This is a genomic window from Micromonospora pallida (assembly GCF_900090325.1).
GTDB lineage: Bacteria > Actinomycetota > Actinomycetes > Mycobacteriales > Micromonosporaceae > Micromonospora > Micromonospora pallida.
On the sequence record NZ_FMHW01000002.1, the window covers coordinates 6,604,662 to 6,627,746 of the forward strand.

The 23,085-nt window shown below is 70.3% G+C and carries 28 protein-coding genes; 14 read left to right on the top strand and 14 right to left on the bottom strand.

What is annotated here, in order from left to right; translation table 11 throughout:
• Nucleotide 1: 1 nt before the first annotated feature.
• From GA0074692_RS28095 to GA0074692_RS28105, 3 genes are all read right to left on the bottom strand, one after another.
• Nucleotides 2–1,840, bottom strand: a complete 1,839-nt coding sequence (locus tag GA0074692_RS28095) for a cell wall-binding repeat-containing protein (RefSeq protein WP_141725429.1) — start codon at nucleotides 1,838–1,840, stop codon at nucleotides 2–4.
• 271 nt (nucleotides 1,841–2,111) lie between these two features.
• Nucleotides 2,112–2,987 (bottom strand): hypothetical protein, encoded by an 876-nt coding sequence (locus tag GA0074692_RS28100; protein ID WP_091649621.1) that lies wholly within the window; start codon nucleotides 2,985–2,987, stop codon nucleotides 2,112–2,114.
• Nucleotides 2,988–3,086: 99 nt separating this feature from the next.
• On the bottom strand, nucleotides 3,087–3,674 hold the full coding sequence (locus GA0074692_RS28105) for a dihydrofolate reductase family protein (protein WP_091649626.1): 588 nt from the start codon (nucleotides 3,672–3,674) through the stop codon (nucleotides 3,087–3,089).
• Nucleotides 3,675–3,946: 272 nt separating this feature from the next.
• Here GA0074692_RS28105 and GA0074692_RS28110 point away from each other — a divergent pair, with 272 nt between their 5' ends.
• The 6 genes from GA0074692_RS28110 (at nucleotide 3,947) to GA0074692_RS28135 (ending at nucleotide 9,419) form a co-directional block, all read left to right on the top strand.
• Nucleotides 3,947–4,600 carry a PhoU domain-containing protein gene (locus GA0074692_RS28110; protein ID WP_091654206.1) on the top strand — a complete coding sequence of 218 codons (654 nt, stop codon included), beginning with the start codon at nucleotides 3,947–3,949 and terminating at the stop codon, nucleotides 4,598–4,600.
• A 303-nt stretch (nucleotides 4,601–4,903) separates the two neighbouring features.
• Nucleotides 4,904–5,986: a phosphate ABC transporter substrate-binding protein PstS gene (pstS, locus tag GA0074692_RS28115; RefSeq protein WP_091649629.1), complete on the top strand. Its 1,083-nt coding sequence runs from the start codon at nucleotides 4,904–4,906 to the stop codon at nucleotides 5,984–5,986.
• A 90-nt stretch (nucleotides 5,987–6,076) separates the two neighbouring features.
• On the top strand, nucleotides 6,077–7,069 hold the full coding sequence (gene pstC, locus GA0074692_RS28120; protein ID WP_245730490.1) for a phosphate ABC transporter permease subunit PstC: 993 nt from the start codon (nucleotides 6,077–6,079) through the stop codon (nucleotides 7,067–7,069).
• Entirely contained in the window at nucleotides 7,066–7,977 is a 912-nt protein-coding gene (pstA, locus tag GA0074692_RS28125) for a phosphate ABC transporter permease PstA (protein ID WP_091649635.1), read from the top strand. Before pstC ends, pstA begins: the two co-directional genes overlap by 4 nt.
• A gap of 3 nt (nucleotides 7,978–7,980) precedes the next feature.
• The gene (pstB, locus tag GA0074692_RS28130; RefSeq protein ID WP_091649638.1) at nucleotides 7,981–8,853 is read left to right on the top strand and encodes a phosphate ABC transporter ATP-binding protein PstB; all 873 of its coding nucleotides are present in this window, start codon (nucleotides 7,981–7,983) and stop codon (nucleotides 8,851–8,853) included.
• Between the two features lie 68 nt (nucleotides 8,854–8,921).
• Nucleotides 8,922–9,419, top strand: coding sequence for a hypothetical protein (locus GA0074692_RS28135; protein ID WP_091649641.1), 498 nt, complete (start codon nucleotides 8,922–8,924; stop codon nucleotides 9,417–9,419).
• 55 nt (nucleotides 9,420–9,474) lie between these two features.
• Here GA0074692_RS28135 and mshD read toward each other — a convergent pair whose 3' ends face one another.
• The 3 genes from mshD to GA0074692_RS28150 form a co-directional block, all read right to left on the bottom strand.
• Entirely contained in the window at nucleotides 9,475–10,404 is a 930-nt protein-coding gene (mshD, locus tag GA0074692_RS28140) for a mycothiol synthase (protein ID WP_245730491.1), read from the bottom strand.
• Between the two features lie 109 nt (nucleotides 10,405–10,513).
• Nucleotides 10,514–11,347 (bottom strand): polysaccharide deacetylase family protein, encoded by an 834-nt coding sequence (locus GA0074692_RS28145; protein ID WP_091649647.1) that lies wholly within the window; start codon nucleotides 11,345–11,347, stop codon nucleotides 10,514–10,516.
• A gap of 207 nt (nucleotides 11,348–11,554) precedes the next feature.
• Nucleotides 11,555–12,268, bottom strand: coding sequence for a winged helix-turn-helix transcriptional regulator (locus GA0074692_RS28150; protein ID WP_091649651.1), 714 nt, complete (start codon nucleotides 12,266–12,268; stop codon nucleotides 11,555–11,557).
• A 249-nt stretch (nucleotides 12,269–12,517) separates the two neighbouring features.
• On the opposite strand from GA0074692_RS28150, the gene GA0074692_RS28155 reads away from it, so the two are divergent.
• The 5 genes from GA0074692_RS28155 (at nucleotide 12,518) to GA0074692_RS28170 (ending at nucleotide 16,174) form a co-directional block, all read left to right on the top strand.
• Nucleotides 12,518–13,564, top strand: coding sequence for a hypothetical protein (locus tag GA0074692_RS28155; protein WP_091654209.1), 1,047 nt, complete (start codon nucleotides 12,518–12,520; stop codon nucleotides 13,562–13,564).
• 91 nt (nucleotides 13,565–13,655) lie between these two features.
• The gene (locus GA0074692_RS28160) at nucleotides 13,656–14,444 is read left to right on the top strand and encodes an LmeA family phospholipid-binding protein (protein WP_091649655.1); all 789 of its coding nucleotides are present in this window, start codon (nucleotides 13,656–13,658) and stop codon (nucleotides 14,442–14,444) included.
• Nucleotides 14,445–14,724: 280 nt separating this feature from the next.
• Complete coding sequence (locus tag GA0074692_RS36765; protein ID WP_331214547.1) at nucleotides 14,725–14,802, top strand: Ms5788A family Cys-rich leader peptide; 78 nt, start codon at nucleotides 14,725–14,727, stop codon at nucleotides 14,800–14,802.
• A 196-nt stretch (nucleotides 14,803–14,998) separates the two neighbouring features.
• Nucleotides 14,999–15,847 (top strand): sulfurtransferase, encoded by an 849-nt coding sequence (locus tag GA0074692_RS28165; protein WP_091649658.1) that lies wholly within the window; start codon nucleotides 14,999–15,001, stop codon nucleotides 15,845–15,847.
• A gap of 3 nt (nucleotides 15,848–15,850) precedes the next feature.
• Nucleotides 15,851–16,174, top strand: a complete 324-nt coding sequence (locus GA0074692_RS28170; protein WP_091649662.1) for a DUF1416 domain-containing protein — start codon at nucleotides 15,851–15,853, stop codon at nucleotides 16,172–16,174.
• Between the two features lie 191 nt (nucleotides 16,175–16,365).
• Here the strand turns inward: GA0074692_RS28170 and GA0074692_RS28175 are convergent, their stop codons facing one another.
• Nucleotides 16,366–16,629: a hypothetical protein gene (locus GA0074692_RS28175; protein WP_091649665.1), complete on the bottom strand. Its 264-nt coding sequence runs from the start codon at nucleotides 16,627–16,629 to the stop codon at nucleotides 16,366–16,368.
• Nucleotides 16,626–16,970 carry a DivIVA domain-containing protein gene (locus tag GA0074692_RS28180; protein WP_091654211.1) on the bottom strand — a complete coding sequence of 115 codons (345 nt, stop codon included), beginning with the start codon at nucleotides 16,968–16,970 and terminating at the stop codon, nucleotides 16,626–16,628. Before GA0074692_RS28180 ends, GA0074692_RS28175 begins: the two co-directional genes overlap by 4 nt.
• 256 nt (nucleotides 16,971–17,226) lie before the next feature.
• Here GA0074692_RS28180 and GA0074692_RS28185 point away from each other — a divergent pair, with 256 nt between their 5' ends.
• Nucleotides 17,227–17,466, top strand: a complete 240-nt coding sequence (locus GA0074692_RS28185) for a winged helix-turn-helix domain-containing protein (RefSeq protein ID WP_091649669.1) — start codon at nucleotides 17,227–17,229, stop codon at nucleotides 17,464–17,466.
• 152 nt (nucleotides 17,467–17,618) lie between these two features.
• Here GA0074692_RS28185 and GA0074692_RS28190 read toward each other — a convergent pair whose 3' ends face one another.
• The 3 genes from GA0074692_RS28190 to GA0074692_RS36265 all read right to left on the bottom strand — a co-directional run bounded on the left by GA0074692_RS28190 (nucleotide 17,619) and on the right by GA0074692_RS36265 (nucleotide 18,853).
• Entirely contained in the window at nucleotides 17,619–17,846 is a 228-nt protein-coding gene (locus GA0074692_RS28190) for a TetR/AcrR family transcriptional regulator C-terminal domain-containing protein (RefSeq protein ID WP_091654213.1), read from the bottom strand.
• 103 nt (nucleotides 17,847–17,949) lie between these two features.
• Nucleotides 17,950–18,207 carry a hypothetical protein gene (locus tag GA0074692_RS28195; RefSeq protein ID WP_245730492.1) on the bottom strand — a complete coding sequence of 86 codons (258 nt, stop codon included), beginning with the start codon at nucleotides 18,205–18,207 and terminating at the stop codon, nucleotides 17,950–17,952.
• A 196-nt stretch (nucleotides 18,208–18,403) separates the two neighbouring features.
• Nucleotides 18,404–18,853 (bottom strand): hypothetical protein, encoded by a 450-nt coding sequence (locus tag GA0074692_RS36265; protein ID WP_245730794.1) that lies wholly within the window; start codon nucleotides 18,851–18,853, stop codon nucleotides 18,404–18,406.
• 280 nt (nucleotides 18,854–19,133) lie between these two features.
• On the opposite strand from GA0074692_RS36265, the gene GA0074692_RS28205 reads away from it, so the two are divergent.
• Entirely contained in the window at nucleotides 19,134–19,994 is an 861-nt protein-coding gene (locus GA0074692_RS28205) for a hypothetical protein (RefSeq protein WP_091649672.1), read from the top strand.
• Between the two features lie 31 nt (nucleotides 19,995–20,025).
• Here the strand turns inward: GA0074692_RS28205 and GA0074692_RS28210 are convergent, their stop codons facing one another.
• From GA0074692_RS28210 to GA0074692_RS28220, 3 genes are all read right to left on the bottom strand, one after another.
• Entirely contained in the window at nucleotides 20,026–22,059 is a 2,034-nt protein-coding gene (locus tag GA0074692_RS28210) for an amylo-alpha-1,6-glucosidase (RefSeq protein ID WP_091649675.1), read from the bottom strand.
• Nucleotides 22,056–22,463: an SCP2 sterol-binding domain-containing protein gene (locus GA0074692_RS28215; RefSeq protein ID WP_091649679.1), complete on the bottom strand. Its 408-nt coding sequence runs from the start codon at nucleotides 22,461–22,463 to the stop codon at nucleotides 22,056–22,058. The genes GA0074692_RS28210 and GA0074692_RS28215 overlap by 4 nt, the downstream gene beginning before the upstream one ends.
• 91 nt (nucleotides 22,464–22,554) lie before the next feature.
• Nucleotides 22,555–22,929 (bottom strand): DsrE family protein, encoded by a 375-nt coding sequence (locus GA0074692_RS28220; RefSeq protein WP_091649682.1) that lies wholly within the window; start codon nucleotides 22,927–22,929, stop codon nucleotides 22,555–22,557.
• 12 nt (nucleotides 22,930–22,941) lie between these two features.
• Here GA0074692_RS28220 and mtfM point away from each other — a divergent pair, with 12 nt between their 5' ends.
• Nucleotides 22,942–23,046, top strand: coding sequence for a small membrane protein MtfM (mtfM, locus tag GA0074692_RS36605; RefSeq protein ID WP_269148487.1), 105 nt, complete (start codon nucleotides 22,942–22,944; stop codon nucleotides 23,044–23,046).
• Nucleotides 23,047–23,085 lie beyond the last annotated feature (39 nt).

The following is a 23,085-nucleotide window of genomic DNA, read 5'->3' on the forward strand; positions in this document are numbered from 1 at the left end:
TTCATCGTGCTGAGTAGGACCCGTCGGTCGGGTTGGTCACCGAGGTGGACCCGAGTGGCCCGCTAAGCCAGGTCCCGATCTGCGTCTGCTGTGCCGGGCTCACCACCGCAGGTGAGCCGAAGACCAGGCCGGTGTGCACGGACCCGCTCGTCTCCTTCAGCAACGACACCGCGTGGGTGCTGAGGTTGGTGTCGGTACCCGGGGTCAGCATCAACGGGCCACCAAGAGTGCCCATCAGTGCGCCGCCGGTCAGCGCGTCCGGCCAGTTGGTCCCGGTGGCGAAACCCGTATACCGCTGGCCCTCGAACAATATCGACGCGACCTGGTACGCCGTCTCGTAGCGGTTCGCGCCGCCGTACCCTCGGACGTAGGGGCTATTGGGTTCGTACGTATAGGCGGCGGTAACGCCCGGGTTTCCGATGCCGTACAGCATGCGCAGGTTCATTGGCGTCGCGTCCAGGTACGCTCTTACCGATGGCGGTATCACCTCGTCCTGGGTAAGCAACACCACTGCCGTAAAGCCACTGTCAAAATCGTAGAAGTACGAGCCGGCAGCGGCACCAGCAGTCAGCGCGTCCGGGTAGTTCATCCCCGTGGCCAGAAACATCGCGTCCGGATTCGGGTCGATCGCCTTCGCAATCTCCACCGACGTTGCGAACCGATCCTTGCCGGCAAGCCGCTGCACGTCATAGCCCATCGCCCGGACCTGATTCTCGACGGTCGTCGACAGTGCACCAGGACTGCCCAACAGGTAGACCGTGCGGCCCGGAGCCAGAACTCGCTGAATCTCCGCCCGCGTCGTCACCTCCAACCCGGTCGGAGGCGTCAACAACAACGGACCATGCTTCGCCACCGCCAACGCCGCACCACCCAGAGCATCGGCATAGGTATCGGACCGAGCCAGAACCACCGCAAGGGCTCCGTTCGGCCAGTGCGACTGGGAGACCGCCGCCGCCGTGGCGAAGCGGTTCGCACCGGACAACCGGACGACCTGCTCCTTCCGGTGCGGCTGGTACGCCGGCACGCCATCCAGACCGGGCACCGCCACCGGCGGGGCCGAGCCATCCGCCGACGCCGTGTACACCGGTCGCGCCGCCGTCGGCGTCACCCTGCTGAACGCCAACGTGCTGCCGTCCGGTGACCAGGTGGGATGGTCGTACTGGACGCCCTCAGGGGTGACCGGCACCTCGTTCTCGCCACGTAGGTCGGACACGACGATCCGGCCGGCGCGGACAAAGGCCACCCGAGAGCCGTCGGGCGAGATCGACGGGTTCGACCCGTTGTCGTCGACAAGCCTCAGCTGCCCGAGTTCCAGCGAACCGTCGTACACCATGACGGCGGGCTGGCCAGACGGCTGACCCGAGCCGTTGTCGTCCTGACGCTGGAACACCACCAGCGAACCAGGCCCACCATCCGGATTCAGATAGTGCTTTCCGTCGTGGGGAGAAATCCACGCAAGGCCACCCTGTAGGCCGCCGGGGGATACTGAGGCAACCCGCCAGGGGGTGCTCGCCGAATACTGGTAGGCGAGGACGATGCGGCTGTCACCCCACCAACTCGGGCTCCGGTGTAGCTCGCCGGGATCCGGCCACGACATGTCGACGTAGCGGGCCGAGCCGTCGTCGTACCGGAGTCTGTGGATCGCCCCCTGCTGGTCGAGGTAGACCGCCTGACTGCCGTCCGGAGACCAGGAAGCTCCCGTGATGGTGTCCGACGAACTCAGTGACGTGCGGGACGGATCCCCGTGGAACTTGATGCTGTTCTGGCCGTTGCTGCTGGTCAGCACGCTGCCCGAGCCGGGCAGGCTGGCCGTCGCAGGCGTACCACCGGTGACCAGCATGGTCGCGCCGAGTGCGAGGGTCGAGGCGACAGCGATCGCCCGACGGAGGGTGGATCGAGGCAAGTGGACGCTCCTTGCGTGAACGCGCCCTCCACTCGCCCATCGACTGATCGACGAGGTCAGCGCGTAGCCGAGACTCTATAGCCGCAGGCCGACCTCGCGGGGTCCGGTGTGCCAGGTGGATCGTGGTGGCCAACGGCCCTCATGGGGGCCCTTCGCCACCACAGTTCGCGGAGCCCCGGCGGGTTCAGATCTCGGGTGCGGCCGGCGGCTACTCCGCTGACGGAGAAAGTTCCTTCTGCTGGACGGGTGTGGACCAGGAGTCGAGCATGCCGAGTACCCCTTTTGCGAACAGCCAGATGGCGAAGCTCGGCATGACGACGCTCGGTACGGCGAACAGCCAGCCGAGCCAGGAGTCCGCCTTGTTCCAGTCGCCGTTGACGATGGCGAGGAGGGCACCGAGGATGGCCGTTCCGGCCGCCGAGAAAAGTATGGTCAGCAGGGCGGCGATGTTCAGCCTACGAATGTTCGGGTCCGATGGCTGACGCTCCCGATGGGATGAGCCGAAGGCGTACGCCGTGATCCAGGCAAAGCCGACGACGATCCCCGCGACAACCAGGACCGGGCCGGCCGTCCTCCAGTCCCGGGGCAACCCCAACCACACCCAGATCGCCTCGCCGACTCGTCCGACCAGCAGGATCTCCGAAATCAGCGCGATGCTGAGGAACGTGACCCGCAGCAGGCGCTCCGGTGCGTCGGCGGAGGTGGGCTGGGCCGCTTCGCCCAGCGCGCCGGTCGTCCGGTCGAAGTAGGCGTGCACCAGAAGGACGACCCCGCTCACGGCGGCGACCGTGCCCACGGCCAGCATCCCGCTCGACACGGCGGTTGCCGCCCAGATTCGGCGGCAGGACTGCTCGCTCTCGCCGGAGATCAACACGAACTGGTAGGAACACAGTCCGAGCGCGATGAACCCCGCGAGAAACGGGGTCAGGGCCGGGATACGCGCGGACGGAACTCTGGGCTGGCGTTCGACGAGCAGGACGATCAGACCCGCGAACATGAAGCCGCTGATGAGTCCACTCAGGGCGGACATCGCGGGAGCTGCGTCGGCGACATTCCAGGCTGCCTCGTTGCAGGGCTGGTCCATTGACGCGCGTCCTCTGGTTCTCAGGGGGACGGGAGGCCAGAGGTTAGCCCTGACGCTCCGGCCGGGCAAGCCTTTCGTCGGCTATTCCACCGAGTCCGCTCAGTTGCCCGGGGTCGGGCTGGGCGGCGTGGTGACAGGTCGGTACCGGACGTTCACGGTCGACGTGGGATCGCCCTCCCCGACCCGGTGGAGGCGGATCGGCGTACTGCCGGGGTTGTCGTAGAGTCGGACGCCCTCGCCGAGCAGGACCGGCGCGATGTGCAGGTCGATCTCGTCGATCAGTCCCAGTTCGAGGAGTTGGGCGCCGATGGTGGGGGAGAACACCTCGAGGTTCTTGCCGTTGGCTGCCGCCAGCCCGATCCGTACCGCCTCGGCCAGGTCGCAGCTCAGGAACGTGACCCCGTCGACGGGCGTCGCGTCCTCGGGGTGGTGGGTGAGCACGAAGAGCGGTCCGTTCCAGGCGCCGCCATAGATGTTGCTGGCGTCCGGAAAGTGGTCCCAACCCTTCCGACCGCCCAGAACCGCGCCGGTGGTCTCGGCGTACTCCTCGATCAGGCCCGGGCGGGACGAGATTCCCGTCATCATCCAGTCCATCTCGTGGTTCGGCCCGGCCACGAATCCGTCCAGGGACATCGTGAAGTGCCAGAGCACCTTCCCGGCTGCGGTCTGCGGCTCGATGTCGTTCATGCGTCCCTCCCGGTGCGCGGTCGGTAGGCCGTGCTCGGCCGTCCCGGTCGTGGATAGCAGCCGGGTCCGACAGGCCGGGGGGCTGCCATGATCGACTCGGATTGCGGCAGGTCGGTGTCTCGCGGGAGCCTGACACCCCGACATGCCGCATGACGAGTCGATCACCATGCCCTCGATGGTCACTGCGGGAGGGTGGCGGATGGCCCGGCGACAGGGGAGGGTTGGTGGTGACCGGACCGATCGCGCCGACCGGCGAAACGGGGCAGAGGACGATGACCAGCGGTAACCACCTGGAGCAGCTCGACCGGCTCTCCGGACTCCTGGCCACGGTGAGTCGGGACGCGGTGGGCACCATCCGCCGGGCCAGCGTGGCCCTGCTCGACATCGAGCCGGACGGCGCGCGGGCGGTGCTGGCCGAGGTCGACGAGCGGGCCGTCACCCACCGTCGGATCGGCGAGTTGGTGCCGCTGGCCCTGGTCCGGCAGCAGCCGGTCGCGTCCGACCTGCGGCTGGTGCTGGCCGCACTGCGGATGAACACCGAGCTGCACCGGATGGACGCCCTCGCCGCGCACATCGCCAAGCTCGTCCTCGCCCGCCACCCGGCCCCCGTGGTGCCGCCGCCGGTGCGTCCGCTGATCGGCGCGATGGCGGAGACGACCGCGCGGATCGCCGACAAGGCCGCCCTGGTCCTGGTCACCCGGGACCGGATCGACGCGATCCAACTCGGCCTGGACGACGACGAACTCGACGTGCAGTACGAGCGGCTTTTCACGGTGCTCACCGACGCCTGGCCGTACGGGGTGCAGGCGGCGATCGACGTGGCGATGCTGGGTCGGTACTACGAGCGCTTCGCCGACCACGCGGTCAACGTCGCCCGCCGGGTGGCGTACCTGGTCGGCGGGGACACGGCACGCGGCATCCTCTGACGCCGGCAGGCAATGCCCGGTCCAGCGGAAACGCCGGCGGGCCGTGCCCGTTTGGCGGAAACGCCGGCAGGTCATGCCGGGCGGAAACGCCGGCGGGCCGTAGGAGCGCTGGCCCGGACGCAGACGTCTCGATCCGTTCACGCGTCGGACAGTCCTGCGTCAGTTGGCGGCAATGTTTTCCTGGCGACCTGTTCACCCTGGGTTAACCAAGCTCCGGGGAGCCGGCTACCTGGTCCGCTTAGCGTCGACGGCGGTCAGGCCCCGAGAGGCCCGGCACAACCCCAATAGAGAGGCAATTCTGAGGTGAACCGCAACGTGCTCTCCCGGCGCGTCCTCGCCGGCGTCGCGCTCGCCGCGCTGGCTCTCACCGGCTGTGGCTCCAGCAACAACGACAGCGACGCCCCTGCCGCCGGCAGCAGCAGCGGCAGCGAGTACGCGAGCCTTGCCGGCGAGCTGAAGGCCTCGGGCGCCAGCTTCCCCGACGCTTACTACCAGGAGGTCATCACCTCCTTCAAGGACGTCGCCCCGGACGTGACGGTCAACTACAACGCGACCGGCTCCGGCACCGGCAAGAAGCAGTTCGGCGAGAACCTGGTCGACTTCGCCGGCAGCGACAGCCTGGTTAAGGACAGCGACGGCGTGGCCGCCGGCTCCTTCCTCTACGTGCCGACCGTGGCCGCCCCGATCACCGTCAGCTACAACCTGGAGGGCGTGGACAAGCTCCAGCTCAGCCCGGAGACGCTGGCCAAGATCTTCCAGGCCGAGATCAAGACCTGGAACGACCCGGCCGTCGCCGCCGACAACCCCGGCGTGACCCTGCCGAGCACCGCGATCACCGTGGCGCACCGCTCGGACGGCTCGGGCACCACCAACAACTTCACCAAGTACCTCGACGCCGCCGCGCCGGGTGTGTGGAAGCTCGGCAGCGGTGACACCGTCGCCTGGCCGTCGAACACCCAGGGTGGCGAGAAGAACACCGGTGTGGCCCAGATCATCAAGCAGGCCAACGGTGCCGTCGGCTACGTCGACCTGAGCGACGCCACGGAGACCGGGCTCAAGTTCGCCGCCATCAAGAACAAGGACGGCCAGTACGTCGCTCCCTCCATCGAGGGCACGACCGCCGGCCTGGAGGGCGCGGAGATCAAGGAAGACCTGAGCTACAACCCGCTCAACGCCGCGGGCGCCGCGTCGTACCCGATCACCGCCCCGACCTACATCCTGGTCAAGACCAAGTACGACGACGCCAAGAAGGCTGAGCTGGTCAAGGGCTTCGTGAAGTACGTCCTCACCGACGGCCAGGACCTGGCCAAGGAGCTTCACTTCGCGCCGCTGCCCACCTCGCTCAAGGACAAGGCGCTCGCCCAGCTCGACAAGATCCAGGGCTGATCCGAGCCGAGACAGCACCGTCCACGGGGGACGGGACCGGAAGTCCGGTCCCGTCCCCGCCGGGGTAGCAACGCCGCCACTGGAGTGAAGGTGACCATCACAGAGAACAAACCCGACACCAGGCCGACCCTGACGCCACAGCGGGGCGGCCTTCTCGCCGATCGCGCCTTCTCCTGGTGGACGCTCGGCACCGGCCTGCTCGTCCTGGCCATCCTCGCGCTCATCCTGGTGACGACCGTCCGGGAGTCCTGGCCGGTCTTCGCCGAGATGGGCTTCCGTTATGTCACCGAGCGCACCTGGGATCCGAACCCGGGGGCGGGTGAACCGGTCTTCGGCGCGCTGGCCTTCATGTACGGCACCGCGATCTCCTCACTGATCGCGCTGGTCATCGCCGTACCGGTGTCGGTCGGCATCGCGCTGTTCATCACCGAGCTGGCGCACCGCCGGCTGCGAAGCAGCGCGGTCACCGTCATCGACCTGCTGGCCGCCGTACCGTCGGTGGTGTTCGGTCTCTGGGGCGTCCTGGTGCTGGCGCCCAAGCTGGTGCCGTTCTACCAGTGGCTGCACGACGTTTTCGGCGGCGTGCCGGTGCTCGGCAGCATCTTCGGCGAGGCGGCCAGCGGCCGGAACTTCATGACCGCCGGGCTGATCCTGGCGATCATGGTCACCCCGATCATCACCTCGATCTGCCGCGAGGTCTTCGGCACCGTCCCGCAGGCCGACAAGGACGCCGCCCTCGCCCTCGGCGCGACCCGCTGGGAGATGATCCGGGGCGCGGTCTTCCCGCACAGCTTCGGTGGCATCGTCGGCGCGGTGATGCTCGGCCTGGGTCGGGCGATGGGCGAGACGATCGCCGTCGCGCTGGTCATCGGCGGGGCCACCAACATCTCGGCGAACCTCTTCGAGCCGGGCAACACCATGGCCGCCGTGATCGTGCAGCAGTTCGGCGAGTCCACCGGCACCTTCACCGCCGCCCTGATCGGGCTCGGTGTCGTCCTCTTCGCGATGACCGTCGCGATCAACCTGACCGCCCAGGCCATCGTGCGCCGGGCGGAGGCCCGCATGAGGGGAGGCGCGGCGTGACCGCCACCGTGGAGCCCGGCACCCGTACCCCGGTCGTCCCCGACCTGTCGGGGCGTGCCCTGTCCGTCCGCCGTCGGATCGTCAACCACCTGGCCACCGGCGGCATCTACCTGGCGGTGCTGCTCGCCGTGGTGCCGCTGGGCCTGGTCGCCTGGACGGTGGTCAGCCGGGGTGGCGGGGTGATGAGCCTCGACTTCCTCAACGCCGACATCCCCAACTCGTACCGACGGCAGGGGCCGGGCATGGGGCCGGCGATCGTCGGCACCCTGATCATCACCGGCATGGCGTCGCTGATGGCGATCCCGCTCGGCGTCTTCGGCGCGATCTACCTCAACGAGTACGGCAAGCAGAAGCCGCTGGCCCGGGTCATCCGGATCATGGCGGACGTGATGACCGGCGTGCCGTCGATCGTGATGGGCCTCTTCATCTACATCGGCTGGGTGCTGGTGGTGGGCGAGTTCTCCGGCTTCGCCGGGTCGCTCGCGTTGGCCTGCCTGATGCTCCCCGTGGTGATCCGCAGCAGCGAGGAGATGCTCCGGCTGGTCCCGGACGAGCTGCGTCAGGCCAGCCTGGCGCTGGGGGCGCGGAAGTGGCGGACCATCCTCACCGTCGTGCTGCCCGCCGCGATCTCCGGCATCACCAGCGGCTCGCTGCTCGCGGTGGCCCGGGCCGCCGGTGAGACCGCGCCGATCATCATCGTCACCGGCATCACCTTCGCGAGCAATCCGAACCTCTTCGAGGGCACGAACACCGCCCTGCCCGCGCAGATCTTCCGTAACGCCAGCCAGCCCTTCATCGGTGCCCAGGACCGGGCCTGGGGAGCGGCTCTCACCCTGATCGTGATCGTCGTCCTGTTCACGGTCGTCGCCCGTATCATCGCCAACCGCTTCGCCCTGAAGGAGCGCTGAACCATGGCCCAGCAACGCACCGCGAGCGACCACCGCCCGTCCGTCGCCATCAGCACCCCGGGGGATGGTTGGAACGACCCTGGCCTGCACGCCACCGGCGGCAGCACCGTGATGGACCTGCGTGACGTCAGCGTCTACTACGGCAGCTACGAGGCCGTCCGGGGGACCAGCATCCCGATCCGGCAGAACCAGATCACCGCGATGATCGGGCCGTCCGGATGCGGCAAGTCGACCATCCTGCGGTCGCTGAACCGGATGAACGACCTGATCCCCGGAGCCCGGGTGACCGGCTCGGTGACGTACCACGGCCAGGACATCTACGCCAAGGGCGTCGACCCGATCCAGGTGCGCCGCCGGATCGGCATGGTCTTCCAGAAGCCCAACCCGTTCCCCAAGTCGATCTACGACAACGTGGCCTACGGCCTGCGGATCAACGGGATCAAGGGCAAGCTGGACGACCAGGTCGAGGAGGCGCTGACCGGCGCGGCCCTCTGGGACGAGGTGAAGGACAAGCTCCGCAAGAGCGGCCTGGCGCTCTCCGGCGGCCAGCAGCAGCGGCTCTGCATCGCCCGGACGATCGCCGTGAAGCCGGACGTGATCCTGATGGACGAGCCCTGCTCGGCCCTCGACCCGATCGCGACCAGCAAGATCGAGGACCTGATGCACGAGCTGTCGAAGTCGTACACCATCGTCATCGTCACCCACAACATGCAGCAGGCCGCCCGGGTCAGCCACTACACGGCGTTCTTCACCGCCGAGGTGGACGAGCAGCAGGTGCGGCACGGCCGGCTGGTGGAGTTCGACCAGACCTCGAAGATCTTCACCAATCCGGGTGACAAGCGGACCGAGGACTACATCACCGGACGTTTCGGCTGACCGGGGCCCCGCCGACCGGGGCTCCAGGAGCCGTGTCGGCCGGGACCGTCGATCCGAAGGAAGGTGATGTGACCACTCACGACGTCGGCTCGGACCTCGTGCACATCGCCGTTCCGGTTGCGTACGTGCGACACGTCGCCGCGCTCCTCGCGGAGCTGGACCGAAAGGGCGGCGACGTACGCCCACCGGCCCGGCCGCCCGCCCGCCCGGCGCCACCGGACCTCGCCGGTCAGTGGTCCGTGACGGAGCTGCGGCGTTTCGCGGCCGGACGATCGAAGAGCCACAGCACCGTGCTCAAGGTCCTCGACCTGCTCGCCGCGCACCCCGGCGAGTGGCTGTCGGCCGAGGCGATCTGTGTCGAGGTGGGTGTCTCCCGGCACCGGTTCGGCGGTGCGCTGGCCGGGATGACCCGGATGCTCCGGGCGCACTCGACCTTCCGGGAGCTGGGCATGCCGATGAACCGGTACGTCAGTGGCAGCCTCGACGACCGGGCCGGGACCTTCTACTGGCTGACGCCGGAGCAGGCCCACCAGTGGCAGTCGGCTCGCGCCGGAACCGCCGGCTGATCCGGCGGACCGTCGGCCGGCAACGGGACCGCCGGCCGGCGGTCCGCCTTGTGGATCAGCCGCGGTGGTAGTTGACGTGCGCGCACCAGTGGGCGAAGCCGAGCCGCTGGTACAGGGCCACCGCGGCGGTGTTCGACTCGTCCACATAGAGCATCACCCGACGCAGGCCCCGCTGCTCGCGCAGGTACGCCAGCCCGGCGGCGGTCAGCACCCGGCCCAGCCCGCCCCGGTGCGCCGTCGGGTCCACCCCGAGCACGTAGACCTCCCCGATCGGGGTCGCGCCGGCGTACTCGTGGACCTTGGTCCAGTGGAAACCGAGCAGTCGGCCGGTCGACTCCTCCACGGCGAGCAGGAAGCCGGCCGGGTCGAACCACGGCTCGCTGAGGCGTACCCGTAGGTCGTCGGCGGTCCACCGACCCTGCTCGGGATGGTCGGCGAAGGCCCGCGCGTTCAGCGCCAGCCAGGCGTCGTCGTCCGTGCCGGGCCGGAAGGCGCGCAGCGTCACCCCGTCGGGCAGGGCTGGCGCGGGCGGCGGCACGGTCAACGACCGGCGCATCTGCCACAGCACCCGGGCGCGACCGAAGCCGAGGTCGACGGCGAGGGCGGCGGCGGCCGGGTGGTCACCGTGCGCCCAGACCCGGACCGGCAGTGTGCCGGCCTCGGCCAGGGCCGTCGTCGCGAGCGCCCGGCCCAGCCGGTGCCGCCGGTACGCCGGGTGCACCACCAGGTCGAGGCCGACTCCCTCGGCCGGGGCGGTGATGTCGAGGTGCGCGTACCCGACGAGCAGGCCGTCGGGTGTCCGCGCGGTGAGGTGGACCGCGGCGGCCCGGGGGTCCCGCAGCCGGAGCAGCACCGCCTCGTCCAGCGGGTCCGCGCCGTCGGCGTCCCCGGCGATCCGCGCCAACGTCAGGACGTCGGCGACCGCCGTCGCGTCCAGCCGATCGTCCCGGTCCACCCGGGCGCCCGTCACCCCGCCGTCTGTCACTCCGCCACGGTAGCGGTTCCCCGGCCTGGACGGCCCGGGCACCCGAGCCCGCCGGGACCGGTCACAGGTCGACCGTGTCGGTCCGTGCACCCGGGTCCGCCGGGACGGGTCACAGGTCGGGTGGCAGGGCGGCGACCTGGAAGCGGCTGGTGAGGTTCGGCAGGATGTGGTACAGCGCATCCACCGTGCCCTGCCGGTCGCCGCCCGCGTCGTGCAGCAGCACGACCGAGCCGGGCACCGTGCTGGCGTTCACCATGCCGGCGATGCTGGCCGCGCCCGGGGTCTCCCAGTCCGCCGGGTCGACCGTCCAGTGCAGCGGCACCATGCCGAGGTCGCGGGAGACCGACACCACCGGGTACGTCCAGGCCCCGCCGGGTTGCCGGTAGTACGCGATGCGGGCGTCCGGCACGGCCGCCCGGATGGCCTCGTTGGTGCGGAGCAGGTCGGCCCTGATCGACTCGTACGACTGGCTGCCGAGGGTCACGTCGTGGTTCCAGGTGTGGTTGCAGAGGGTGTGCCCGTCGGCCACGATCGCGCGGACCAGGTCGGGGTGTGCCTGGACGTTCTCGCCGACCAGGCAGAAGGTTGCGGTCACGCGGTACGCCCGCAGCGCGGCCAGCGCCTGCGGGGTGTAGTTCGGGTCCGGCCCGTCGTCGAAGGTGAGCGTCACCTGTCCGGTGCCGGTGGTCATCTGGGTGCCGAAGGGGCCGTCCTGGTCGGCGTTGTCGGCCGTCGGCCCGGCCGGGCTCGGGCTGCCCTCCGGGGCGGCGCTGGTCGCCGGCGGCTGGTTGGCGAACTGGTGCGGTGAGTCACTCGGGGCGGCGATGTCCGGGGTGCTCTGGTGTCCCATCAGGCTGTAGCCGATGGCGTACGCCGAGCCGAGCAGCCCGGCGGTCACCAGCGCCACGATCCACAGGGCGCGGGGCGGCGACGCGGCGCGCATCAGGCACCCCGGCCGGTCGACGCGCCGGATGGCCAGGGTCGATCAGGTCCACCTGAGCGGGGTGGATGGTCGACACCACCCGTCGCTCGTTCGGTTGTCGCACGCACCGTCGCTCCCTTCTCCGGCTGGTTCGCCCGTCACGTTAGGGAGCGACCTACCGAACAAGAGAGGCATTCCGAAACTAATCCCCGGAAGAGGGCAAAAGGTTCATACGGGTAGAGGTGCGGTCTCCGCGTCCGGCAGCGAGCGCGACGGCGGGACGACGAACTTGTAGCCCACCTGTCGAACGGTGCCGATCATCGACTCGTACTCCGAGCCGAGCTTGGCCCGCAGCCGACGGACGTGCACGTCGACGGTACGGGTGCCGCCGAAGTAGTCGTACCCCCACACCTCGCGGAGGAGTTGGTCGCGGGTGAACACCCGACCCGGGTGCTGAGCGAGGAACTTCAGCAGCTCGAACTCCTTGTAGGTGAGGTCGAGCGGGCGTCCCTTGAGCTTCGCCGCGTAGGTGTCCGGGTCGATGGTCAGCTCGCCGGCCCGGATCGAACCCCCCGTCCCGGCGGTGGCGTTGCTCAACCGGCCGACCACCAGCCGCAACCGGGCCTCCACCTCGGCCGGCCCGGCGCTGGCGAGGATGACGTCGTCGACCCCCCAGTCGGCGTTGAGCGCGATCAGCCCGGACTCGGTGACCACCGCGACCAGCGGCACCCCCAGCCCGGTGGCGTGCAGCATGCGGCAGGTCGCCCGGGCCTCACTCAGCTCCGACCGGGCGTCCACCAGGACGGCGTCCGGGCTGGGGCCGGCGACCAGGGTCCGCACGTCACGCGGCGCGGTCCGGACCGAGTGGGGCAGTAGATCGAGCGCCGGTAGTACGGCGGATGGTTCGCCTGCGCGTGCGGTCACCAGCAACAGGATCTCCACACGATCACCTCCGTCCCGGCGGCGTCGGCCGCGCGACCAGCGACGGCACCCGGACTGGGCGCGGCGCTGAGAAACTCCTGGTCCCGGCGTCGCTGGCGGGCGGATCAGGACTTGAGACTAACCGATCGCCTGCGGTTGACCTCGGGATCATTTCCCGTTTGCCGGGGTTGCCCACACTTGCGGCCCAGGTTTTTACGTCCGTGAAACGGCGTCCGCCCGGCACGTGGTGAGGTCTGGCACGATCGGGTGGTGTTTCCCTCCGTCTCTGCCGGCGCCGGTCGCGACCCCTGGTCCGAGGACGGGCCACCGGCCGGCTTCCCCCCGCCGCGTACCGGCCCGGACCTCGACGACTTCGTGGCTCCGCGCAAGCGGCGCGGCCCCCGCCGCTTCCGTATCGGCGGTCCGTCGGTGTATCGGCCGGACGAGGTCGACGACGATGACGACGACGAGTTCGACGAGGAGGAGATCGAGCCGGTCGAGGTCAACAAGCGGCTGTCGCTGACCGTCGCCGGCTTCGCCCTGTTGCTCGGGCTCGGCCTGGTGCTCGCCGCGCAGACCACCGGCCCCGGCCACCGGCTGCCCTTCGCGATCGTGATCTTCGGCGTGCAGTTGTTGTTCGTCCTGGCCTGGACGATGGCCACCCGCCCACCGGCCCTGCTGGTCGTCGCCCTGGTCGGCGCGGCCACCGCCGCGACCGCCGACACGGTCGCCGTACGGTCGGCCGAGGCCCGGCTCGTCCCGCTGCTCTACGTCGCGGCGGGCGGCTTCGTCGTCACGGTGCTCGGCCAGCTCGTCCGCCAGGCCGACCGGCGGCGGGTCACCGACTCGTTCCGCACCAACCTGCTCGTCGTGGCCGGCGTGGTCGGGTTCGCCACCCTGCTACCTCTGAGCCGGATCCCGGCCGGCACCCAGACCATCACGGTCGGCCTGACCGCCACCGCGCTGGCGCTCACCGTGGCGCGGATCACCGACGCGGTGCTGCCCTGGCCGCGACTCGCCCCGCAGGTGCCCCGGGGCGCGGCCGGCGTGGTGCTCGGCGCGATGCTCGGCACCCTCACCAGCGGTGTGCTCGGCAGCTTCCTGGTCGGCTTCACCCCGACCAGCGCCGCGCTGGTCGGCCTGGTCGCCGCCGCCACCGCCGTCCTGGCGGATCTCGCCGTCGGGTACGCCGAGGCGGGCCGGCTGATGGCCGGCGAGCCGCCCACCTTCTGGATCGCGCGGCACATGCAGGGGCCGCTCGGCGGGATCGCCCTCGCCGCGCCGGCCGCCTACCTCATGTGCGTACTGTTCCTCTGACCCGCGTCCCCCGCCCACGGTTGGGGCGTGGGCCCATCGGGTACCAACGCTGTGTCGTGAGGCGACACAGGGACGTGAGAGTGGAGGCGGCGTGACCGAGGCCTACCCGGCGTACGAAGAACGGCCCCGACGGCGGGGTCTCAAGATCCTTATCGGCCTGCTCGTCCTGCTCCTGATCCTGGTGGGGCTGGCTGTGGTGGCCGACCGGATCGCCGCCGGGGTCGCCGAGGACGCCATCGCCGACCAGGTACGACAGGAGCTGACCCAGCAGGACGCCAGCGCGCAGCCGCCGGAGGTCGAGGTCGGCGGTTTCCCCTTCCTCACCCAGGTGCTCGACGGGAAGTACGAGCGCATCACCATCCGACTGCGCGACGTCCAGGGCACCGTCGAGGGCAACTCGGTCAACCTGCCGGAACTGGACGTGGACGCCCGGGGCGTCTCCGCGTCGCTGGACACCATCCGGTCCGGCCAGGGTGAGGTGGTGGCCGAGCGGGTCGACGGCACCGGCACGGTCAGCTACGACAGCCTGGCCGCCGTCCTCGACCGTCCCGGCCTGAAGCTCGGCGAGAAGGACGGCAAGCTGACCGTCACTGCGCCGGTGGACATCCTCGGGCAGAAGCTGACGGTCAACGGCACCGCCGAGGTCAAGGTCAACGAGCAGGGGAAGATCGCGCTGAGCTTCAGCGACCTCGACGCCGAGGGCCTGCCGAACGTGCCGATGGCCCGGGTGCTGCTCAACAACTACGCGCGCAGCATCTCCATCGACGTACCCCTGCCGGACCTGCCGTTCCAGCTCACCGTGCGGGAGGTCCGCCCACTGCCCGAGGGGCTCGCGGTCACCGCCGACGCCAAGGACGTACCGATCAGCTCGGCCGGCTGAGTCCGGCCCCGCGGTTCTCCGTGACCCGACGGCCCCGGCGGTGGTCCTCCACCCCGGGGCCGCCGGCTGTTTCGCCCCCCAGACGGCTGCGGCGCTCCGCCCCCGACGGCCGATGCGCACCGCCTTTGGGCGGGCGTGGCGCTCGGTTGTCCGCCCGCCGCGCCACCCCGGGACGCCGGCCGGAGTGTGGCGCGAACCACGTCCGAACGGCCTGCTCGGACGTCCCGGATGCTGGTCGGACCGGTGGCAGGACGTGGAGTCGCTGGTAGGCTCCGTGGTCATGGGGACGCTCCTCACCAAACGGCGCGCGGTCGACCTGTGCCGCGTGGCCACCTGCCTGTGTCGCTCCGTCATCTGACGACGGAGCTGCAAACGGCTGTGTAGCGGCCACCGGCGGTGTTCCCGAGCCCCCGGTTCTCCTCTTTCGCCCGGCAGCGGCGCCGTCGCATCCAACCCGTGATCCGTCCGTTCTGGGTCCCGCGCGTGGTGCGACAGACACCGAACATCCCCCCCGCGCGTCGACTCACCACCAATCCTCACCAGGGAGTGATCCGATGAGTCGCGACACCGCACTCGTCTCGGCCGAGTGGGCCGAGAAGAACATCGACGCCCCGGGCGTCGTCTTCGTCGAGGTCGACGAGGACACCTCGGCCTACGACACCGGCCACATCGCCGGCGCCATCAAGCTCGACTGGAAGACCGACCTCCAGGACCCGGTCCGCCGGGACTTCGTCAACAAGGTCCAGTTCGAGGCGCTGCTCTCCGAGCGCGGCATCGGCAACGACGACGTCGTCATCCTGTACGGCGGCAACAACAACTGGTTCGCCGCGTACGCGTACTGGTACTTCAAGCTCTACGGCCACGGCGACGTCAAGCTGCTCGACGGCGGCCGCAAGAAGTGGGAGCTGGACGCCCGTCCGCTCGTCACCGACAAGGTCGAGCGCCCGCAGACCCAGTACGTCGCGCAGGAGCCGGACAACACCATCCGCGCCTTCCGCGACGAGATCGTCGCCGCGATCGGCACCAAGAACCTGGTCGACGTGCGCAGCCCCGACGAGTACGCGGGCCGGCTGCTCGCCCCCGCCCACCTGCCGCAGGAGCAGGCGCAGCGGGCCGGCCACGTGCCCACCGCGATCAGCGTCCCGTGGTCCAAGGCGGCCAACGAGGACGGCACGTTCAAGTCCGACGACGAGCTGCGCAAGATCTACGCCGCCGCCGGGCTGGACGACGGCAAGGAGACCATCGCCTACTGCCGGATCGGCGAGCGCTCCTCGCACACCTGGTTCGTGCTCCAGGAGCTGCTCGGCCACCAGAACGTGAAGAACTACGACGGATCCTGGACCGAGTACGGCTCGCTGGTCGGCGTGCCGGTCGCGCTCGGTGACGAGCCCGGGGAGGCCTGAGCCATGACAGCACCCACCGCCGCCGGTTGCGCCGCGCCGGACCAGGCGGCTCCGCTGCCCGCGAGCCTCGACCTGGAGAAGGAAACCGTCATCACCGGCGTCGTCCGCTCCGACGCGGGCGAGGTCGTGCCGGGCGCGTACGTCCGGCTGCTCGACTCGACCGGTGAGTTCACCGCCGAGGTGGTCACCTCGGCCGCCGGCCAGTTCCGGTTCTTCGCCGCGCCGGGCACCTGGACGCTGCGTGCCCTCTCCCGGCACGGCAACGGGGACACCCCCGTCGCCGCCGCCCGGGGCATCAACGAGGTGACCGTCACCGTCGCCAACTGACGCGACCCCCACACGTAGGCCCCCGGCCGCACCCTCACTGCGACCGGGGGCCTACGCACGCCCCGGCCCCGCCCTGGCCTCGCCTCTGCCCGGCCCGCCCGGCCTGCGCAGGGCGCCATTTCGCCAAAACGGGGGTGTCCGGATCACTGGGATGGCGCCGTTTCGGCGAAACGGAGTCGATCACCGGGTGGTCAGGTGGAGATCCGTAGCCGCGAGACGCAGTCGTTCAGGTGTCCGGGGCGTAGGACGCAGCGCCGGCCGTGCGCCAACCGCCGGTCACAGAAGACGGCGTGCTGCACGCTGAGGTCACCTTCCCGCGAGACCGTCGTCTCGCCGATGCTCACCTGCGGCAGGAACGCCAGCGACCGGCTCAGTGCGCGGGCCAGCACGTGCGCGCCGGCCAGGCCGTCCGCCACCACCGTCAGGTGTACGACGAACCGTTCGCCCCCGCTCACCGGTACACCCGGGGTGCGAAACGCGACTGCCAGTCCCGCAGCGACCGTTTGATGTGGATGTTCTCGTCCCGGATCCGGTCCAGTTCCGCGTGCAGTTCGGTGAGGTCGTCGGCCACCTGGTGCAGGAAGGCGGTCACCTCGCCGGGGTCCAGGCCCCGCCGGACCAGCGTGAACCGCCGATCCCGAACCCGTCCCGCGCACAGTGGTCGGTACGCCGCCGACCGGTAGTGCCGCCCGGCGTTGGTAGCGCCGACCGGCCGTGTCCGGTCCGGTGCCCGGTGCCGGGCGGTCGTGGGTCGGGAGGGACCGCCGCGTCGGAGCCGGCGAAGGAGATTGCGCATGGTCGGACCACCACCCTTGCCGAGGAGACCCCGGCCGAACTGGTGCCGGGGTCGAGTCGTGAGGTCGGGGCGGGCCGTCATGCCGTGAGCAACCCGCCCCGACGGGGGATGAGCGCCGTTCGTTGCCACGCGAGGAGCGCTCTGTAACCAACATAGGTACAGAAGGTGCGCTAGTCAACATCCGCACCCTTCGCGACTTCATCTTGTTCCGCATGCCGCTGGCGTGATCGAATGGAGGTGCCACGCGAGGAGTGCTATGCCTGCATTGCCGGATTACTTCAAGATCGCCAACGTGATCATGTCCGACGTCCGGAGCGGACGGGTCAAGCCGGGCGACAAGCTGCCATCGATCGCGGAACTGTGCGAGTTGCACAAGGTCAGCGCGTCGACCATCCGTCTGGTCTTCGTGCGCCTCGAAGCGCTGGAGGTCATCGACCGCCACCAGGGCAAGGGTGTCTTCGTCACTGATCCGGCCACGTGGATGCGGAAGCCGTGAGGTTGGCGGGGTGACCGTGGTGTGTGGCGTCGACGGGTGATCGGTCGACTGTCACGGGGCGGCGACTTGTGGCCGGCTGCGGTGGAATGGCTCCGGCGTGTCGTGTAGCTGAGCTGCCAGGACTTCGGAGGGGCCCGCGCCCCTGGTGGTGGTTACTCGCCGTCCTGTCGTGGTGTGCCCGCCAGGATGAGGTCGAGGCCGCTTTCGAAGAGGTCGTCGTCGCTCCAGCGGGCGGTGTCGAGGTGGCCCGATGAGTTGAGCGTCGGGTAGGCGGCGGGGTTCGCGGTGATGTGCCGCCGGGCTTCCGTCTGGGCCTGCGGGTCCGCGCTGCGCTGCCAGGTCGCCTCGGTGAGCGCCGCGCCGGTTACGTAGTGCGCCAGGACTCCGGATCACGTGCGTGGGGTGGAGATCGTCCGACCGGAGTCGGGGTGGCGGTGTTCCCTAGGCAACACCGCCACCCCGACTCCGGTCTGCCGTGACGGCTCAGTAGCGGGTCTTCACCAGGAAGGCGTAGCCGACCACCTTGGTGCCGTTCCAGTTGTACATGGGGTAACAGGCCTGGGGCGATGTCCACGACGAGACGTAGCTCGGCCGGGCGGCCTTGCAGGCACTCAGGGTCGGGTAGATCGGGCTGGTGTAGTCCGCCTGCGCGGGCGTGGCCAGGCCGAGGACGAGGCCGCCGGCCACGGCGGTGGCGGCCAGGAGGCTGCGGACGCGGGGACGACGCAGAAGATTCGCCACTGGATATCCCTTCTTCGTGAATCAGCCCGTTTGGGCTGTGGATCACCAGCAGTGTATGGGTGACCTGCACGTCCCGAAGATCCACTCCAGGCGCGGCGCCTGCACGGGGTGAGGTTGGCGGGGTGATCGTGGTGCGGAACGGCCCCTGTGGGGGCCGCTTGCCACCACGATCGAAGGCGAGGAGACCGGCGGATGCTCAGTGCGGGAACATTCGGGCTGGGCGCCGCTCGATCTCTTCGCGGAACTCCTCGATGCGTGACGCGACCTGCCGTACGCCGACCGTGTGCTCCAGGCGGTCCAGGTACAGCGAACGGCGGGCCAGGCCGTCCAGGTCGAAGCTGAAGTACACCGCCATCAGTGGGTTGACGAACAGCGTGCTGCCCCGGGTGCGGGTGCCCGCGTGCACGTCCCCGTCCGCGCCGAGGGTGGCGGCGGCGATCTGCCCGTGCACGATGCTGGGCCGTAGCGGGGTGGCGGCCTGCCCGTACGCGACCGCCTCCCGGTACATCCGCGCCTCCCGGCTGGTGCCCGGGATGGACAGCGCGCCCAGGTAGGAGCCGTCCCGGTCGAGGGCGGCGATGTTCTCCAGCACCTGCGTGTGGTTGACGCCGTGGTACGCGTCGATGCCGAACCCGAGGCAGACCACCAGCTTCGTCGTACGTCGAGACCGGCGACCGCGCCGAGACTGGTCATGTCCTCGACGGGAGTACCGAGGCCGGCCTCGTCGCCGCGCATGAGGATGTCGGTGCCGCCGTCGACCAGCACCACCGCGTCCACCTGGAGGGTGAGGGTGGTGGGGCGCGGTGGTGCCGGCCGCACCCCACACACCTGCTCAACCCCATTGGTCCCCTCCCGGTTACTCAGAGGCCGGGAGCCGTCCGACCGCCCCGCGTCGGCCTGGCCGGGACGCGTGACACCATGGCCGGGTGAGCGCTGCTGTCCAGCCCGGGTACGCCCCACCGAACGGTCCCACCCGACCGGAGCGCGGGTGGCCCCGCTGGCTGGTCGTCGCCACCGTGCTCTGGGGGGTGCTGCTGGCCACGCTGACCTGGTACTCCGTCCGCGAGGACGGGCCGACCGTACGCGAGCAGCGAACGCTGGCGCAGGCCGGGCCGGTGGTGGACCGGACGATCGGCGACCTGGCCGCCGCTGCGGGGCCGGACGCGCTGATCGAGTTGACGCCGTCCACGGTCGAACGGGGCTGCCGGATCACTCCGTTCGAGGACGGGAGCACCCTGGAACGCGGGGTCGACGTGCGGGTGGTCGGGGAGGAGCCCAAGGCGCTGCTCGACCGGATCGCCGAGGCGCTGCCGGACCGCTACCGCGCCGTCGTGCTGCTCACCCGCGAAGGGATCCGGCTGCGGGCCGACGCGGGGGATTTCGTTACCGTACGCGGGCAGGAGCGCGAGGCGGGCATCGTACGGCTGACCGCCGACACCGGCTGTCGTCCGCTCGGTGCCGGGTACCGGCCAACACCGGTCAGCGGCGCGGACGCCGAGGTCGACGCGGTCGGCGCGGCGCTGCGGGCGCTGGGCCGACCGGCTGCCGGCGGGCCGGAACTGGTCGACGCGCCCTGCCCCGACGGCGGCAGCATCCGCACCGCCTGGGCCACCGCCGGCCCGGGAGCGGCCCCGACCTCGGCGGCGGGCGTGCTCGCGCCGCTGGCCACCGGCCCCGCCGTGGTCGACACCCCCGAGCTGTACGCCTACCGCAGCGGCCCGGTCACCGTGCATGTCCACCTGGCCGCCGACCCACCGTCGGTTTCCGCGTCGACCCCCTGCCGCTGAGCCGCGAGGAGCCGCGCCGGGGCCGTGGAGGTCACAGGTTTCGGCTGCGGCCCAGCGCGTCGATGCGTCCCCAGCGGCCGGGGATGTCGAGCAGCTCGATCCGGCCCATCCCGGGCGGCACTGCCGGGTCGATGATCAGGTGCTCGCCATGCGGTTCCAGGCCGAGCAGCACCCGGAGCATCAGCAGCGGCGCCCCCGCCGACCAGGCCTGCGGGCTGCACGCGGTCGGGTACTCGACCGGGTAGTCGGTCAGGTCGCGGTCGTACCCGGCGAACGCTTCGGGCAGCCGGCCGTTGAAGTAGCGGGACGCCTCGCACATCGCCATGCAGATCCGGCCGGCCTCCTCGCGGAAGCCGTACCGCCACAGGCCCCACGCGATGATCGAGTTGTCGAACGGCCAGACCGTGCCAACGTGGTACCCGATCGGGTTGTACCGCCCCTGGTCGGTGGCGAGGGTCCGCACCCCCCACCCGGAGAAGAGACGCGGGCTGAGCAGCTGTTCGGCAACCTTCCCCGCCCGTGCCTCGTCCACGATGCCGCTCCAGAGCAGGTGCCCCATGTTCGAGGAGAGCGCGTCGACGGGTTTGCCCTCGGCGTCCAGGGCGAGCGCGTAGTACTCGCCGTCGGCGACCCAGAAGTCCCGGTTGAAGCGTTCCTTCAACGCGGCGGCCCCGCGTTCCAGCTGGTCGGCCCAGGCCGGGTCGCCGAAGAAGGTCCTGGCCAGCCGAGCCCCGCGCATCTTCGCGTCGTACGCGTAGCCCTGGAGTTCGCAGGTGGCCCGGGGGAAGCCGGGCAGCCGGCCGTCGGCGTACGAGATGGAGTCCCAGGAATCCTTCCAGCACTGGTTCTCCAGGCCGGTGTGCGGGTTCCGGGTCTGGTACCAGATGTAGCCGGTGCCGAGCAGGTCGCCGTAGGTGTCGATCCAGTCGAGCGCGTGCCGGACCGAGAACTCCAGCGCCCGGACGAGTTCGCCGTCACCGCTCCAGCGTTCGTACTCGTCGAGGAGGATCACGAAGAGTGCCGTCGAGTCGGCGGCGCCGTAGTAGGGGGAGTGCGGCCGTTCCTCGAAGCCGGCGGTCTCGCCGTACCGCAGCTCGTGCAGGATCTTCCCCGGTTCCTCGTCGCGGAAGTCGTCGAGCCGCGCGCCCTGGAGCCCGGCCAGGAGGTTCATGGTCGGCGGCACCAGGTCCGGCATGAACGGCAGCATCTGGAGGCCGGTCAGCATGCTGTCCCGCCCGAAGAGGGTCATGAACCAGGGCAGCCCGGCGGCGAGCAGGTGCACGCCCAGGGCGAGGGACTCGTAGCGCAGCGCGGTCAGGTCCTTGAGGCTGCGCCGGTACGCCTGCTCCAGCGGCGTGAAGTCGCAGCCCAGCTTCGGTGCGCGCTCGACCAGCCGGCGGTGCTCCGCCTCGATGACCGCAGGGGTGCGGGAGCCGCCGAGCGGCAGGGACGCCCGCGCGTCCTCGCCCCGTGCGCCGTAGATGATGGTCGCCACGTGCAGCCGGGTGCTCCACTCTCCGTGCGCCGGCACCCGGACCGTGAAGGTCATGCCCCGCTCGTCGATGTGGCCGGGCTCGCTGGCCGAGACGACCGTCTCCCGGAGGAAACGGCCCCGGCGGTACGTCAACCGCAGCTCCCGTGCCCCGATGGTCGCCGTCGAGTTGCCCTTCTGCCGGGGGGCCTCCTTGATCTCGAACAGGTCGGCGAAGTCCGAGCCCATGTCGACGCGGACGGTGAAGTCCACGTCCCGCCCAGCGTGGTTGAGTACGGCCACCTCCTCGTCCAGCCCGCCCCCGATGGTCCGGCTCCGGATCACCGACACCTTGGAATTCTGGACGCGCGCCGACCGGTCGGAGCTGAGGAAGAAACGCGTCCGGTACGACTGCTCCTCGTCGACGGAGAGCGTGCGCAACCGCTCGCCGTCGAGGGTCAGCTGCCAGGTGGAGAGGAATCGGGTGTCGAAGGAGAACAACCCGGTCGCGACGTCGAGCGACGGCTCCAGGTCACCCCGCTCGTCGCACACCAGGAAGGTGTTGCCGTCGAGGATGCTGACCAGCCGATTCATTCGGGCCGTCCACTCTGTGGCCGGATCGGCGGGGGCGTGTGCCGTTCCCGGACGACGGTGCGTGGATCGCGGGTGCCCGGCGGTGCGGGGAAGAAGGTCCGGAAGACCAGGAACAGCAGCACGTTCCCGCTGATCGTGGTGTCGTTGCGCAACATCGCGGCGACGCCCTGCGCGTTGCCGGTGACCAGCAGGTCGAACAGGTCGGCACTGCTCTCCCAGACCGCGTCGGCCGGCCGCTGTTCCCGGCTGACCCGGATCTCCCGGTCGCGCAGCACCACGTACCAGTGCTCGGTGCGTCCGCCGGCGGACAGGTTGATCTGGATCGTCCCGTCGATCGGTCCGCGAACGATGTCCGGGGCGCGGGCCGGCAGAGACGCGAAGAACTGCTCGGTCGCCTCACCCACATCCGCATGGTAGGTGCGAATCGGGCAGATCTGGACGGGATCGGCGGTGCGCCGTTCGTCCGGGTCCGGTGCGTCCCGTCCGGGGAAGGCGTCAGTAGACCAGTGCCTGAGCCCCGTCGGCCATCGTCTCCTCGACGAAGACCGCTGCCCCGGCGATCCGTACCCCGGGCAGCACGTCGTCAGGGCCGATGTCGCGGCGGGCGGCGCACTGGGTGCAGGCGGTGACCTTCCCCGTGGCGAGGATGACGTGCAGCAGTTCGGCCAGCGGGGCCGAGTGGGGCAGCTCGAACTCCTGCGCCCGGCCGGGCAGCGCGAACCAGGTCGACTCACCGGTCAACCAGAGTGAGACGTCCACCCCGGCCGCTGCGGCGGTGGCGGCGACGGTGAACGCCTGCGCGCACCGCTCCGGGGCGTCCGCGCCGGCGGTCACCTTGACGACGAGAGTACGTGCCATGTGGGCCAGCATAGGATGACCGCGATGGTTACCGAGATCGGGTTCGTCAGCCTGCTGGTCGCGGGCCTCGGCGCGCTCGCCGGTGGTCTGGTCTACGTTGCCGTACGCATTTCGAGAGGTCATTGGTGAGTGTGAGGAGCGAGTCGGGTCTGCGAGCCCCGCAGTCGC